Raw genomic sequence first — 13,552 nt, forward strand, 5'->3', positions numbered from 1 at the left:
AGCGAGGGAACACCGAGCCCCAGCGAGGTGCCGTACGCCGGGGCAAAGCCTTTTGGTTCCTTTTTGGCGTTTGAAAAAGGGACTCGCTGTAAGAGCGAAACCGCCAGCCGCCGTTACCGCAGAAACGGATATGTACCCCGACCAAAAACCAAAACCCCAAAAAAACCCTACCCCCGATTCCCCCGATACTCACTAGGCGAAACACTGGTCAACGCCCGAAACTGCCGACTGAACGCACTATGGTCGGTATACCCACACAGCAAGGCAATCTCGGTAATCGGCAACTCGCTGTGCAACAACAACCGCGATCCTTCCTCCAGCCGCGCCTTGTGAATCATCTGCCGTGGCGTGAGCTGAAACACCCGCTTGCAGTGCCGCTCCAGTTGCGCCACGGAATACCCGGCAATGGCAGTCAGTTCGGCAAGGCTGATGGGCCGGGCAAAGTGACGGCGAATATGCGCATCCACCGCCGCCAGTTTCTGAAATGCCGGATGATTCGACTGCGGTGATTGCAGATCACGGGAGATCCCGGCCAGACCGACGATCCGGCCCTGTTCATCGTACAGGGCGAGTTTGTGGGTCAGGCACCAGATCGGCTGATTGCCGTAATACAGGTGCAGTTCCAGTTGATCGGCCAGTTCCCGGCCGCTGGCCAGCACGCGTCGGTCCTGCTCGGTGTACAGCGGGCCGAAGCGTTCCGGGAAGACCATTTCGGCGGTGCGCCCGAGCAGTTCGGCACTCTGTTTGAAACCGCAGCGCCGGGCCAGGGTCTGGTTGACGAAGGCGTAGCGGGCATCAACGTCCTTGATGAAAAACACCACGTCCGACAGGGTATCGAGCAGCGGCGCAATCGGTTGCAGACTGCTTAGCAGCGTCGGCAGATCGCATGGCTTGAAAGAAGTGAGCGAGGGATACATGGCGCCGCAGGTCTGAGGGTGACCCTCGGGATCATAGTGACTTGGCTGCATCGCCGAAACCCCCGCCGCGCTCGTCACGCTGGCGGGGTGTCGTCGAGGCTCATCAAGGTTTCGATTCGCGCGGGGCTGAAGGGTGGGCGCGGTGCCGAGGGTTGCCAGCCGAACAGGTGCTGCGTCGCGCCACCGCACACCCGCCCCTGACAGGCGCCCATGCCACAGCGGCTGGCGAGCTTGGCTTCGCGCCAGTCGGCATGGCCGGCCAATGCCGCGTAAGGCACGTCTTCGCAACGGCAGACCAGGGTGTCGGGGCTGGCCAGGGACTTGAGTCGCGGGTCGAGGGCGAAGGCCTGATTCAATACGTTGGCGAAACCCTGCCAGCGTGCCCGTTGCGGCCACCACCGGCGCGCCGCTTGCAGATCGCCGACCGCCGCGTGACCGGCAATGCTGCCTTCCACCAGAGCCAGTTCACTGCCGCCAAACCCGGTGCATTCGCCAGCGGCGAAGTGATCGGCGCGGCTACTGGCCTGCCACGCATCCACCGCCAGCGCCTGTTTTTCAACGGCACAACCCAGCGCCTGACCCAACTGCGTATTGGGGATCAGGCCGAAACCGCAGGCCAGGCGATCACATTCCAGTTCGACGATCTTGCCGTTGTGTTGCAGGCGCACGCCTTCCAGTCGTTCGCTGCCGAGGGCGGCCAGCACGTGGCTGGCGGTACGGTATTGGCGGTCGAACAGGCTGAACGATTGCAAGAACTTGCCGGGCCAGCGCGGCAGTTGTGCGGCGAAACCGGCGACGGCCGCGAGGGATGCCTGTTCGGCGATGCGCACGACCTTTGCACCGTGTTTTTTCGCGGTGGCGGCGCTGGCGAGCAGCAGTGGTCCGCTGCCGGCGATCACCACGCGCTCATTCTGCACCGGCAGCCCGGCCTTGATCAGCGCCTGCAAGCCACCGGCTCCGGTCACGCCGGGCAAGGTCCAGCCAGGGAAGGGCAGCAGCAATTCGCGGGCGCCGGTGCACAGGATCAGTTTGTCGTAGCGGATCAGCCAGCCGTTTTCATCGTCTTCGACCAGCAATTGTTTTGGTGCGGGGTTGGCGATCACCCGGGTGCCGGGATGGTGGTGGATGTTGCTGTACGTGGCCAGGCGTTCGCGCAGACGTCGTGCCTGATCGGGCACGCTCGCTTGCGGACCGTCGCGCCAGATTTGCCCGCCCGGCAGCGGGTTGTCGTCGAGCATGACGATGCGTGCACCGCTGGGCGCGGCGGCAAGTGCGGCCGCCATGCCGGCGGGGCCGGCGCCGATGATCAGCAGATCGGCGTATTGATTCATCAGCGGGTCTCCACTTGCATGCCGTCACGGCAGAGGGTCTGGCAGGCCAGGCGTCGGCGGCCATCGATGGTCACCCGGCATTCCTGGCAGATACCCATTCCGCACAGCGGCGCACGGCGTTGGCCACTTACCGAGGTGCGGCTGCAGCCGTCGCTGCCCAGGGCCAGGGCGGCGGCGACGCTGGTTCCCTCGGCCACTTTCAGGGTGCGACCGTCCAAGAGCAATTCAGGCATGGGCGGGTTCTCCGAGGAAACGCTGGGGTAGATAGGGTTGTGCGGCCAGTGGCGGAGTTTCGTTGAACAGTTGGGCGACCAGCAGATCGGCGGTGCCGGGCGCGGTGGTCACGCCCAGTCCTTCGTGACCGACCGCCAGCCACAAGCCTTGGCGTTGCGGGTGCTGACCCACCAGCGGCAGGCCGTCGGGGCTGGCGGCACGAAAGCCGGTCCAGGCGCGGATGCCATTGAGCCGGCTCAACCCCGGCATGTAGCGGGCGGCGCGCTTGAGCATTTTGGCGAGCATCCAGCCTTCGACCTGCGGGTCGGTGGTGCCGAATTGCCGCGAGGCGCCGATGAACAATTGCCCCGTGGGACGCGGCTGGATATTGCAGGCCGTCGACGGTCCCGTGGCATTGTGGGCGCTGGTGACATAACCCAGTTCCACCAGCGTATGGGTGACGGTGCCGGGGTAGCGGTCGGTGATCAACAGGTGGCCTTTCTTCGGCTCGATCGGTAGTTCCGGGCATAACTCGTTGGCCTGGATGCCGTTGGCCAGCACCACGGCGGCGGCGCTCAGCCAGTGGCCGTCATCGAGGCGCACGCGGTTGCCGTCGACCTCGCAGACCCGTGCCCGGCGCTGGCGGATGTTCGGTGTGTCGAGCATCCAGTTGGCCGTCGCCGGGGCGTACAGAATGCCGTCACCGTTGATCAGCAGGCCGCCTTCCAGGCCTTCACACAACTCCGGTTCGCGCTGACGCAGGGCATGGGCGCCGATCAGCTCGCAGGCCACACCCTGCGCTTGCAGGTTGAGGTATTTGCTTTGGGCCACGGCCATTTCCTCGGCGTTGGCCGCCAGCCACAGCGTGCCGTTGCAGCGATAGGCACAGGCAGCGGGCAAGTCCGCAGACTGTTCGCGCCAACGTTGCAGTGAGTATTGACTGAGGGCCAGTTCCGCCGGGTTGTCGTCGAGCACCAGCAGGTGGCCCATGCCCGCTGCCGTTGCGCCGTGCAGGCCGGCGTCCAGCACCAGCACCTGCAAACCGCGTCGGGCCAGGGCCTGGGCGCACGCGGCGCCGATGATGCCGGCGCCGATCACGATCACATCGGCCACCTGGCCTTGGTTCATGGGCGGATGCCCCAGGCGAAAGGATCGTCCTGTTCGATGATCAGGCTGGCTTCGGCGCTGATATGGGCACGGCCGCGAATGGTCGGCACGATGCGCTCGCCCTGCCATTCGAAAGAGCCTTCGAACTCGCTGCCGATGACGCTGGCCTGACGCCAGATCTGCCCCGGTTGCAGTTTGTCGTCCGCCGCCAGGCACGCCAGTTTGGCGCTGGTGCCGGTGCCGCAGGGCGAGCGGTCATAGGCCTTGCCGGGGCACAGCACGAAGTTACGGCTGTCGGCTTTATCGTCGTCGGCGAACAGCTCGACGTGGTCGATCAGGCTGCCGTCTTCACCACGAAAACCCTGGGCTTCCAGCGCTTGCTGCACGGCGTAGGTGTAGGCGGTCAGAGCGTCAAGATTGTCACCGGCGACCCGCAGGCCATGGTCGGCGATCAGGAAAAACCAGTTGCCGCCCCAGGCGACATCGCCGCTGACCTGGCCGATGCCCGGCACCTGCAATTGCAGCGCCTTGCGATAACGGTAGGCCGGCACATTGCGCACGCTCACCGATTGATCATCGTGCAGAGTGGCCTGGACCGTGCCCACCGGCGTCTCGATGCTGTGCACGCCGGGCCCGATCTTGCCCAGGTGCGCCAACGACGCGACCAGGCCGATGGTGCCGTGGCCGCACATGCCCAGATAACCGCTGTTGTTGAAGAAAATCACACCGGCGCAGGCGTTGGGGTCCACGGGTGTGCAGAGCAGGGCACCCACCAGCACGTCGCTGCCCCGTGGCTCCAACACGCAGGCGGCGCGCCATTGATCATGCTGCTCAGCGAGGATCTTGCGTCGTTCGGCCATGCTGCCGTCACCCAGATCGGGAAAACCGGCGATCACCAGGCGGGTCGGTTCGCCGCCGGTGTGGGAGTCGATCACGGAGATGCGTTTCATCGGAGGGCCACGTCCATTCGGTTGAGTGAACGCAAGAGTGGCCCGGACGGCGAGATGACGGCTTGATGGATTTAGCCTGCGCCGATGACGAAATCGGCACAGTGGATGTTGCGTCAGTGAGCGTGAGGCAGGTGTTCGAACAAGGTCTTGCAGACCCCGGCGATGTGCTCGTCCAGCAGTGTCACCGCCCGGTCGACATCCCCGGCGCGACAGGCCTTGATGATCTCGCGGTGTTCGTGATCGGCGCGTTCCTTGCCGGCCGACAGGCTCATTTGCATGCGCAGGTAACGCTCAAGCTTGTCGTTGACCGAACGGATCAGGCTCACCAAAAACGGCCGTTGCGCCGGCTCGTAGAGGCAGGCGTGCAGCTCCCAGTTGAGTTCGGCCCAGCGTCCCACGTCGTCTTCGCCGATGAACTCCTGGCAGATGCGCTCGGCACGGGCGAAGGTTTCCTCGGTCATGTTGGGGATGGCCAGCCGCAGGATCTTGTCCTCCAACAACATGCGCACCTCGAACATCTGCGCCAGTTCCGCATCGGACACTCGCGTGACCATCGCCCCGCGATTGCGCTGGAACATCACCAGGCCTTCTGCTTCCAGACGCTTGAGCGCTTCACGCACCGGGATCTTGCTGACGTTGAACTGGCGGGCGATATCGTCCTGGCGGATCGGCTCGTCCTCGGCAAAATGCCCGGCGACGATCGCATCGCGCAGATGGCGGGTAATGATTTCCGACGTTGAAGGGGTGTTGCCAAGGTCGGGGGCGTTGAGTTTGGTCAGGTTCACGGCGGCGGTCGTTCGGAGTGGGATAGCGCTAGGGTATACGAAATTCTTTCGCCGATCTTCTCCGGCCTCAGGCCAGCGGTCAGTACACGAAACCTGTGGGAGCAAGCGCGCTCCCACACGTCATGATGATCAGGCTTGTGCGGCCCCCACGGCGCCGTTTGCCGTGGATTTACCGCGCACGGTCTGATACAGCACGCTGGACACCAGGAACCCGAGAATCGCCAGCACACTCATCAGACTGAAGACGTAGTTGTAACCCTGCTGACCGGGGAAATGATCGAGGATCGAACCGTAGATCACGTAGGCAAACATGCCCGGCGCATAACCGATCAGGCAGCCAATGCCGAACGCCGAGCCGGTGATGTGTGGCGCGATGCCGACTTCGCCCATCGGCGCCCAGAACACGCCGCGCATCGAAAACACGATCAACGCGAAGGACAGGGTGGCGGCCATGCCGGCGTAGATGAAGCCGGGGCTTTTCGGAATCAGCATGATCACGCCCATCAGTGGCAACAGCGCCAGGAATGCCCATTTCAGGTAGCGGCTGGTGCTCTTGAACTGTTTGTCGGCAATGAAGCCACCGGCGGGGCCACCGAGAATCTTCAGGAAGTATTGGTTGATGATGCCGTAGGCACCCACCAGCGCCACGGGCAAACCGTACATTTCCTTGAGGTAGGGAATGAAGTAGGTCAGGCCGCAATACACGATGTAGACCATGAACACGTTGAGGCTGACCAGCCAGATCCCCGGCACCTTGATGGCTTCGAGCAGATTCGACAAACCGTTCTTCGGCTTGGCAATCGACTGTGTGGTGCCGCCCTTGAGCAGGAACCAGGTCAGCGTGCCGGCGAGAATGTCGATCACCGAGTAAAACAGGATCGCTGATTTCAGACCGGACTCGCCGGAGCCCATGGCGACGAAAACGCCCAGTGCGGAAAAGGCCACCAGCGTATCGATGACGCCGCGTCCGCCTTCCAGCAAGCCAAACAAGCGACCTTGTTCCTGATCATTGCCCAGGTTGCGAATGGCCTTGAGCAGCGAAGGCCAGAAAATGCAGTCGGCACACACCGCCAGCAGACTGAACACGATCAGCAGGTTGCTGAACGGCGGGAAGGTCGCCAGATAGAGGCCCAGGCAACCGGTGCCGAGCAGGCCGATAGGGATCAGTTTGCGGGTGTCGAAACGGTCCGCGAGCAAGCCGCCGACAACAAACAACGCCGTGGCGATGATGGCGTTGGCGCTCAACAGCACGCCGATTTCAGTGTGGCTCAAGCCCATGAATTCCTGCATGGGCACATAGAAGGCGTCCTTGAGGTTCGCCAGTTTGTAGATGGTGCCGCCACCGAGAATGAGGATCAGGAATCTGAGCCATTTGGCCTTGTTTTGGATTGTCATTGTTGTTCTCCACGTCAGGTTCAGGCGTTGCTGCGGTTGTCCAGGGTCAGTTCGGCGAGGGTGCGAAACTCGGCCAGCACGCCGCGGACATAGGCGACCTGGTTGTTCGCCCAGCGGTGTTCGTCGGCCAACATGCGCTCCAGCGAATAACCCGCCGGCAGTGGCGTGTCGCTCATTTCCCGGTAGGCAATGAACGGGTCGGCCGCCTCGTCGGTCTGGCGGAACGCCGGCGCCACGTAGTGGTTTTCCTGCTCAAGAATGAAAGCGATCACTTGCGGGGTGGATTCACCCAACATCAGCAATTCGAACAGCATGCGGGCGTTCGGCAGGTCGTCTTCGTCACTGCCTTGCAGCACGCCGTAGTGACCAAAGCCGTTTTGCTCGGGGACCACGCGCACGCCCTTGAGGTGGGTCTGACGGATGTGCGGCGCCAGCGTTTGCAGGGCTTGCAGCGGTTGTTCGCAGGCATTGATCATGTTGCCGAAATCGAACAAGGCGTGCAGGCGAGGGTGGTCGAGGCGGTTCAACAACTCGGCGATTTCGCCGCTCTTGAGTTCTTCATGCTGTTCGAAGTCGAAGTACAGGTCGTGTTCGTCCGCCTGCTGCGCGAGGTAGTGCAGGTCGGTCTCGATGATGTCCATGACCCGCGACAGCGTGCCTTCGTAGCGCGAGTAAACGCGGATGTTGCGCACGCCCAGCGCCCGCGCAATTTCGATGACTTGATCGACATCGTTTTTGCGTGTGCTGCTGATCTCCAGATGCACGTCCAGTTGCAGCGCGCTGGCCTTGTCGGCAAACGCTTGAAGCTGGACGGCGGTCATTTGGCTGAGGCTGTTTTCCTCACCGTCGAGCAAGTGCAGGCTCAGGCCTTGCAGCTCGTGGCGATAAGCAAAGTCCAGCATGTCGGCGGGCGTGACACGACCATGGGTCAGGTTGGTCAGCAGGGGATAGGCGTGGGCAAACAAGCGCAATTGCTTGAGGCGCTCAAGCAGTTGCCCGGCCACTGCTTGCGTCAGCACGGGGGGCGCTTCGGCCCCGGTCGCCTTGTGGCGGAGCAAGGCGTTGAATCGTTCCTGGATCTTATTGTTCATTCGAGTGATTCCTGGTTCAGACGCCGGGTCTCCCGGCGCAGCCTTTATCGCGCCAGTCAGGAACTCTCGATAGATCCATTACTATTTAATTGATAAGACCACTTTGCTCCTTCAGCGGGGCTGTTGCAGATGCCCCATGCGAACCAATGCCTGTGCCAGTGCTTCAACGCGTGCTTTGGCCTGATCTTCTGGCGTGCCGGCAAAACCGATCAACAGCGCGGGCGGCAGGTAGTTTTGCAGGCAGTAGTCGCTCAGGGCATAGGTGTGGATATTGTGCCGGGCCAGCTCCTTGGCGATGGTGTCGGCATCCAGATGCTCCGGCAGCCATGCGATCAGATGCATGCCGGCTTCAACCGGGGTGATGGTAAAAAAATCGCCCAACTGTTGCTGCAACTGCTCGACCAATGCTTGCTGGCGGGCCTGATACAGCGCACGCATGCGGCGGATATGCCCGAGAAAATGGCCCTCACTCATGAAGTCGGCGGTCACCGCTTGCAGGAGCGTCGGCGGGCTGCGATCCATGACCGCGCGCAGGGTGCAAAAGGGTTCGACCAAGGCGTGGGGCAATATCACGTAACCCAGGCGCAACGAGGGGAAAAGCACCTTGCTGAACGTCCCGACGTAAATCACCCGTGCCCGCTGGTCCATGGCGAACAGCGCGGGCAACGGGCGACCGCTGTACCGGAACTCGCTGTCGCAGTCGTCTTCGATGATCCAGCTCTGCTGTTGCGCGGCCCAGTCGATGAGCGCCTGGCGCCGCGCGTAACTCATGGTCACGCCCAAGGGATGCTGGCGAGCCGGTGTGGTAAACACCAGTCGCGCATCAGGGCATTCGGCCAGGCCTTGCTGGATGTCGATGCCCTGATCGTCGATGCGCAACGGCACCACGCGGCCACCCTGGGCCTGGAGCGCGATGCGCGCGGCGATGTGCCCGGGGTCTTCCATCCAGACGCCGTCCTGCGGATTGAGCAGCAACATGCCCAGCAGGTTGAAGGCTTGCTGGGCACCGGAAACGATCACCACCTGCGCCGCCGTGCAGTCGATGCCACGGGCATCGAAGACGTATTCGGCAATCGCCGTGCGCAAGGCCAGCAGCCCTTGCAGTTCGCCATAACCGAGCATCGCCTTGGTCGGTTTGTGCAGGTGGCGACTCATCAGGCGCTTCCAGATATGTTGCGGGAACGCATCGTACGTGCTGTGGCTGGGCAGAAACGAGGTGGGGCTCGCGGGGTCCCAGTCGGCATAGGACACCCCGCGAAAATGTTCGCTGCGCAGCGACAGCATCGACTGGCTCAGGTCCGACAGGCGCGGTGGCTGGCGCGGTTGCTCATCGTCGGCGAGGCCATGGTTTTCCCACTCGTCACCGACGTAGGTGCCCGCTCCGGTGCGCGAAGCCAGGAAGCCTTCGGCAATCAATTGGTCGAAGGCATTGAGGATGGTGATCCGCGACAGCGCCAGTTCCTGGCTCAGGGTCCGGGTCGATGGCAGGCGCACGCCCCCTTGAAGCCGTCCGGACAGTATCTGTTTGCGAATCTGCAAATAGAGCTGACGGTAGAGCGGAACGGAACTGGTCCGGTCCAGATCGATGCCCGACAACAGCAGGCCGGCAGGGGATTTCATGACAGGCTCGTCTGGATGGCGTGAGGAGATGAGCGCAAGGGTATCCAGAGGCACCGGATAAGTCACTCTGCCGACATGGCGGATGGGCGAACAAAAAACTTGCGGTAAACTGCCCGCGCAAAAGGCGCCGCGACGTTGCATCGCCGCGGCGCCCCTTTACTTCCTCCAGTACGAGAGTCCCATGGCAAACCAAGACATCACGTTCACTCCCGATCCCGATGCGGATTCCATCTCCTCCGACGTTGCCGGTTTCGGTGGACTGCTGGTCTCTACGCAAATCCCGACCCGCGCAGACGGCAGCCTGGAGCTGGGCGATATCACCGTGCAAAGCGAGTGCACTTTGCAGGCGCTCAAGGTTGCGCTGGAGCGTGCCGGCAGTTCCATGGACCGCGTGCTGCACCTGACCATCTACCTCACCGACATGGCCGACCGCGCGGCGTTCAATGAAGTCTACAAGCGCTTCTTCGCCAAGCCGTGGCCGGTGCGCGCCGCCGTGGGTGTGGCGGCGCTGGCGGTTGAAGGCATGCGCGTGGAAGTCACCGCAATGGCCGCCAAGGCCTGAGTCAGGCCTGCGCTGCCGCCGCCACCACCGGGCGTCCCGGTTTACGCAGAGGGTCCAGGCGTGAGCCGGTGTAGCGGGTTTCGCGGAAGAAGCGCCAGCGGCCGAACAGTCCGTAGACGTGGGTGACGCGGCCCTGTTCGTGGTAGCCCATGCGGATGTGCAGTTTCAGCGCCGGGATGTTGTGGGTTTCGCAGACGTCCACCACCTTGTTGCAGCCTTGCGCCGCCATCGCTTCCCACAGCGCGACCTGTACGTCCACCGACAGGCTGGTGCCGAAGTAGGCGCGGGTCATTTCACCGCCGAACTCAAAAAATTCGCCGGGTTTGACCGGAAACCAGCAGCCGTAATAGTGACGGTCGTGGTAGTCGCGAACGCTGCCCCAGATGAACCCGATCGCATGACCCTCTTCGTCCAGGTACATGTGGCCGGTGTGACCTTCGGCGGCCAGTTCGGCCATGGTTTGCACCCGGTCACCGAAGTGTCTGGTAAACGCGACGGCGTTTTCCGGGGTGATGGTGACCTGACGCACCCCGGAGTAGGGGCGCAATTTGTGCGGCGGCACCGGGCTGACCAGGTCGCGCTCCATCCAGAGCAACTCCCAGTGGAAAAACACATAGCGTTTCCACAGAGTGCTGAACGTGCGGCTCAGGCCTTTTTGTTTGATTCGTTCGCGGAGTTTGTCGATCAGGCTCATGAAGCCCTCCTTGGCCGGGATTGGCCGTGCTTTGGGTGAAGGTAATGTTGGGTATAGATCACCATGGCCTTTGCATGGCAGCTCCTTTACCAGCAATTTGTTTCTATTTGTGTTTCAGTATTGACACAGTTTTTCCGGCGTCAAAAAGCCGCGCTCCGAGGTATCCAGAGGGGCTTTTTGCGGGGGAAATCCCAGGTTGAATCATCCCTGAACAATTACTCCATCACGGTCTCTGCGCGCCTGTGGATGGCATTGTTGGCGACGCTGTAGGCGACCCTCGGCACGCCCGGCAATCGGTGCTCCAGCAGGGCGCTCAACGACTCGCCTTGTTCCAGATAGGCATCGCCAAAATCGGCGCCGAGCTGGTTGGGGTGGGCGACGATTTCCAGCAAACCGTCACTGGGCGGCGCCGCGTTGCGCAAATCCACCGGGGTGCAGACATAGTCGGCGGTGGCGCCGGCCAGACTGTTCAAACGGTGGTTGAGCAACTGTTTGAACAAGCGCTTGGGCAGGCTCAGGTTTTGCCCGAGGTTGCGCGCCAATCGCACCGGCACACCCTGACGCGCCGCGAACCGCGCGACGATCTCGCCGATGGGCCAGATGTTGTGCACGTGTTGATGGGAATCCAGGTGGCTGGGGCGCACGCCGTTGTCGACGCAGCGTTGCCATTGGGCTTCGAGTTCTTCTTCCACCGCAAGCCGATCCTGGCGACCCAGCCACAGGCGGGTGCGCGACAGGTTGAGATCGAACACGCCGGCGCTGTCGCAGAAGGTCCGGCGCGTGAGAATGCGCCGGCTCAAGGGGCGGCCGTACGTGAGGTTGAAGTGCAGGCCGATCCGTCCCTCCAGCAATGGATGTTGAGCCAGCGCACACGCCGCTTCGAAGGCCGGCATGTTGGCCATGGCGGTGGCGGAACTGATGATCCCGGCCTGGAAAGCCCCCAGAATCACCGCATTTTCGCAGGCGCTGAGGCCGAAGTCGTCAGCGTTGACTATGACTTGCTGTGGCATGTTCGCCCTCCATGAGTTTGTCGGTGGATGCAGGCGCCTTGGGTACGGGGGCCGCAACGGGGGCAGGGGCAGGTGAGCTGACCGCTGCCGCACGCTTGGCCCGCCTTTGCTGCATCGCGGGTTTGAGCCGTTGCCAGAAGCGCAGGGCCAGACCCAGTGCCAGGCCGCTCGGGCGCCAGGAGTAGAAGCTCCAGCGCCAGTGTTCCATGTGTCCGGACATGCGTTCGTGCAGTTGATGGCTGGAATTTTCCAGGCTCACCCGCGACGCATCGATCCAGCGCCAGTTGTCGTCCAGACCCCAGCGAATCCATTCTTCGAGCAACACCCGACCGCTGCCCAGGTCGGCGTATTGCGGCAGGAATGCCAGGTTGTAATCGTACAGCCGTCCCTGTTCCAGCAAGCCGAGGCGGTAGCTGATGCAGCGTCCGTCCAGCTCCAGTACCACCACGCGCACCAGGCCTTCGGCGGCGAGGGCGGTGAAGGCTTGGTCCATCCATTGGCGGTGGCGGTCGTCGGCGAAGATGCCCACGCCTTCATCGCCTTTCCAGCTCACCGCTTCGACCTCGGAGATGACCTTGAGCAACGGCCCCATGGTCGTCGCATCGGGGGTGATTCGGCGGACTTGCGCGCCACACGCGGCAATGCGCTTGCGTGCCCGGCGCAGTTTGTAGCGCGGATCGCCGGAGACTTCCTGACGGTCCGCATCAGTGATCAGGTGCACCGGCGCGCGACAACTGAGGCGGCGCTCGGCGGTCGAACTGCGGGAGGTCCAGTGCGCCAATGCGCTGTCCTCGCCTGCCAGTTCATTGAGTTGCAGCACAGCATGAGGCAGTCGACGGCGAACCTCGGTCAACGCCTTGCGCATGTCCGATGCATCCACGCACGCGAGCAGCGCGAGGCGATCGGCGAGGGGATAGCCCAAGTGATGCAACACACGAAACGGCAATCCGCCAAACCGCTCGACGGACGCCACCAACGGTAGACACAGAACCAGTTCATCAGCCTGCCAGCCGAGCAGAACGTGCAAGCGTTCGCCGGCCGTCAAAGCCTGCTGCGAGGCAACCATCCAGGCCAGTGCGTTGAACGGCGTGTGGTCCATCACTCGCAGACGTAGTGTTTCATAGGCCGCTGCGGGAAAGTCAGCGGCGCACAGCGAAGTACGCCATTCAAATCGCACGGTCATAGGCTCAGGCCACCGAAGCTGTCGCAGGTGAACGTTCCGGTTTGCGCAAGGCATCCAGGCGCGAGCCGGTGTAGCGGGATTCTCGATAAAAGCGCCAACGGCCAAACAGTTCATACACGTTCATGATGCGCCCCTGTTCCTTGTATCCGGTGCGTATGTGCAGTTTCAGCGCCGGGACGTTGTGCCACTCGCACACATCCACCACCTTGTTGCAGCCTTGGGCGTGCATGGCTTTCCACAGTTCCGTTTGCAGGTCCATCGACAGCGACGTGCCCCAGTAGCCCCGGGTCAGTTCGCCACCGAACTCGAAGAACTCGCCTTCTTTCACCGGGAACCAGCAACCGTAGTAATGGCGGTCGTGATAGTCGCGTGCGGCGCCCCAGATGAACGCCACCGCGTCGCCTTTGTCGTCCAGGTGCATCTGTCCGGTATGACCTTCGCGGGCCAGTTCGGCCATGGTTTCCACCCGGTCACCGAAATAGCGGGTGAACGCCACGGCGTTTTCCGGGGTAATGCTGACCACGCGTAACGGCGGGTAGGACTTGAGTTTGTGCGGCGGTATCGGGCTGACCAGATCGCGCTCCATCCACAGCAACTCCTCGTGGGAAAACACGAAGTGCTTCCATGCTTTTTTGACGGTGGCGCGCAGGCCTTTTTGTTTGATGTGTTGGCTGAGTTTCTGCAATGCACTCAT

Annotated in this window: 14 protein-coding genes; 1 reads left to right on the plus strand and 13 read right to left on the minus strand. The window is 62.6% G+C overall.

What is annotated here, in order from left to right:
* Window positions 1–167: 167 nt before the first annotated feature.
* The 9 genes from ACW9JC_RS13925 to pdxR form a co-directional block, all read right to left on the minus strand.
* Window positions 168–917, minus strand: coding sequence for a helix-turn-helix domain-containing protein (locus ACW9JC_RS13925; RefSeq protein ID WP_457455429.1), 750 nt, complete (start codon window positions 915–917; stop codon window positions 168–170).
* 74 nt (window positions 918–991) lie between these two features.
* Window positions 992–2,248: an FAD-dependent oxidoreductase gene (locus ACW9JC_RS13930; RefSeq protein ID WP_457455431.1), complete on the minus strand. Its 1,257-nt coding sequence runs from the start codon at window positions 2,246–2,248 to the stop codon at window positions 992–994.
* Window positions 2,248–2,481, minus strand: a complete 234-nt coding sequence (locus ACW9JC_RS13935; RefSeq protein ID WP_457455433.1) for a (2Fe-2S)-binding protein — start codon at window positions 2,479–2,481, stop codon at window positions 2,248–2,250. Before ACW9JC_RS13935 ends, ACW9JC_RS13930 begins: the two co-directional genes overlap by 1 nt.
* Window positions 2,474–3,589 carry an NAD(P)/FAD-dependent oxidoreductase gene (locus ACW9JC_RS13940; protein ID WP_457455435.1) on the minus strand — a complete coding sequence of 372 codons (1,116 nt, stop codon included), beginning with the start codon at window positions 3,587–3,589 and terminating at the stop codon, window positions 2,474–2,476. Before ACW9JC_RS13940 ends, ACW9JC_RS13935 begins: the two co-directional genes overlap by 8 nt.
* A complete protein-coding gene (locus ACW9JC_RS13945) occupies window positions 3,586–4,518 on the minus strand; it encodes a 4-hydroxyproline epimerase (RefSeq protein ID WP_457455437.1) in 933 nt (310 codons plus the stop codon). Before ACW9JC_RS13945 ends, ACW9JC_RS13940 begins: the two co-directional genes overlap by 4 nt.
* A 113-nt stretch (window positions 4,519–4,631) precedes the next feature.
* Window positions 4,632–5,303 carry a GntR family transcriptional regulator gene (locus ACW9JC_RS13950; protein ID WP_338581729.1) on the minus strand — a complete coding sequence of 224 codons (672 nt, stop codon included), beginning with the start codon at window positions 5,301–5,303 and terminating at the stop codon, window positions 4,632–4,634.
* Between the two features lie 129 nt (window positions 5,304–5,432).
* A complete protein-coding gene (locus ACW9JC_RS13955; RefSeq protein WP_457455440.1) occupies window positions 5,433–6,698 on the minus strand; it encodes an MFS transporter in 1,266 nt (421 codons plus the stop codon).
* Between the two features lie 20 nt (window positions 6,699–6,718).
* Entirely contained in the window at window positions 6,719–7,789 is a 1,071-nt protein-coding gene (locus ACW9JC_RS13960; RefSeq protein WP_457455442.1) for a sugar phosphate isomerase/epimerase family protein, read from the minus strand.
* A 111-nt stretch (window positions 7,790–7,900) separates the two neighbouring features.
* Entirely contained in the window at window positions 7,901–9,409 is a 1,509-nt protein-coding gene (gene pdxR / locus ACW9JC_RS13965; RefSeq protein ID WP_457455444.1) for a MocR-like pyridoxine biosynthesis transcription factor PdxR, read from the minus strand.
* 181 nt (window positions 9,410–9,590) lie between these two features.
* Between pdxR and ACW9JC_RS13970 the strand changes: the two genes are divergently transcribed.
* Entirely contained in the window at window positions 9,591–9,971 is a 381-nt protein-coding gene (locus ACW9JC_RS13970; RefSeq protein ID WP_338581726.1) for a RidA family protein, read from the plus strand.
* Window position 9,972: 1 nt separating this feature from the next.
* Here the strand turns inward: ACW9JC_RS13970 and ACW9JC_RS13975 are convergent, their stop codons facing one another.
* From ACW9JC_RS13975 to ACW9JC_RS13990, 4 genes are all read right to left on the minus strand, one after another.
* Window positions 9,973–10,665 carry an N-acetyltransferase family protein gene (locus ACW9JC_RS13975; protein WP_457455446.1) on the minus strand — a complete coding sequence of 231 codons (693 nt, stop codon included), beginning with the start codon at window positions 10,663–10,665 and terminating at the stop codon, window positions 9,973–9,975.
* Window positions 10,666–10,880: 215 nt separating this feature from the next.
* Entirely contained in the window at window positions 10,881–11,675 is a 795-nt protein-coding gene (locus tag ACW9JC_RS13980; protein ID WP_338581723.1) for a ChbG/HpnK family deacetylase, read from the minus strand.
* On the minus strand, window positions 11,647–12,858 hold the full coding sequence (locus ACW9JC_RS13985; RefSeq protein WP_457455448.1) for a GNAT family N-acetyltransferase: 1,212 nt from the start codon (window positions 12,856–12,858) through the stop codon (window positions 11,647–11,649). Before ACW9JC_RS13985 ends, ACW9JC_RS13980 begins: the two co-directional genes overlap by 29 nt.
* Before the next feature lie 4 nt (window positions 12,859–12,862).
* Window positions 12,863–13,552, minus strand: coding sequence for an N-acetyltransferase (locus ACW9JC_RS13990; protein ID WP_457455450.1), 690 nt, complete (start codon window positions 13,550–13,552; stop codon window positions 12,863–12,865).

The organism is Pseudomonas sp. SDO5591_S426, assembly GCF_054070755.1.

What these genes read in the sequence shown, in the direction of transcription:
- ACW9JC_RS13925 (WP_457455429.1), bottom strand. Translation starts at nt 917, where the DNA reads ATGTATCCCTCGCTCACTTCTTTCAAGCCATGCGATCTGCCGACGCTG.
- ACW9JC_RS13930 (WP_457455431.1), bottom strand. Translation starts at nt 2,248, where the DNA reads ATGAATCAATACGCCGATCTGCTGATCATCGGCGCCGGCCCCGCCGGC.
- ACW9JC_RS13935 (WP_457455433.1), bottom strand. Translation starts at nt 2,481, where the DNA reads ATGCCTGAATTGCTCTTGGACGGTCGCACCCTGAAAGTGGCCGAGGGA.
- ACW9JC_RS13940 (WP_457455435.1), bottom strand. Translation starts at nt 3,589, where the DNA reads ATGAACCAAGGCCAGGTGGCCGATGTGATCGTGATCGGCGCCGGCATC.
- ACW9JC_RS13945 (WP_457455437.1), bottom strand. Translation starts at nt 4,518, where the DNA reads ATGAAACGCATCTCCGTGATCGACTCCCACACCGGCGGCGAACCGACC.
- ACW9JC_RS13955 (WP_457455440.1), bottom strand. Translation starts at nt 6,698, where the DNA reads ATGACAATCCAAAACAAGGCCAAATGGCTCAGATTCCTGATCCTCATT.
- ACW9JC_RS13960 (WP_457455442.1), bottom strand. Translation starts at nt 7,789, where the DNA reads ATGAACAATAAGATCCAGGAACGATTCAACGCCTTGCTCCGCCACAAG.
- pdxR (WP_457455444.1), bottom strand. Translation starts at nt 9,409, where the DNA reads ATGAAATCCCCTGCCGGCCTGCTGTTGTCGGGCATCGATCTGGACCGG.
- ACW9JC_RS13970 (WP_338581726.1), top strand. Translation starts at nt 9,591, where the DNA reads ATGGCAAACCAAGACATCACGTTCACTCCCGATCCCGATGCGGATTCC.
- ACW9JC_RS13975 (WP_457455446.1), bottom strand. Translation starts at nt 10,665, where the DNA reads ATGAGCCTGATCGACAAACTCCGCGAACGAATCAAACAAAAAGGCCTG.
- ACW9JC_RS13980 (WP_338581723.1), bottom strand. Translation starts at nt 11,675, where the DNA reads ATGCCACAGCAAGTCATAGTCAACGCTGACGACTTCGGCCTCAGCGCC.
- ACW9JC_RS13985 (WP_457455448.1), bottom strand. Translation starts at nt 12,858, where the DNA reads ATGACCGTGCGATTTGAATGGCGTACTTCGCTGTGCGCCGCTGACTTT.
- ACW9JC_RS13990 (WP_457455450.1), bottom strand. Translation starts at nt 13,552, where the DNA reads ATGAGTGCATTGCAGAAACTCAGCCAACACATCAAACAAAAAGGCCTG.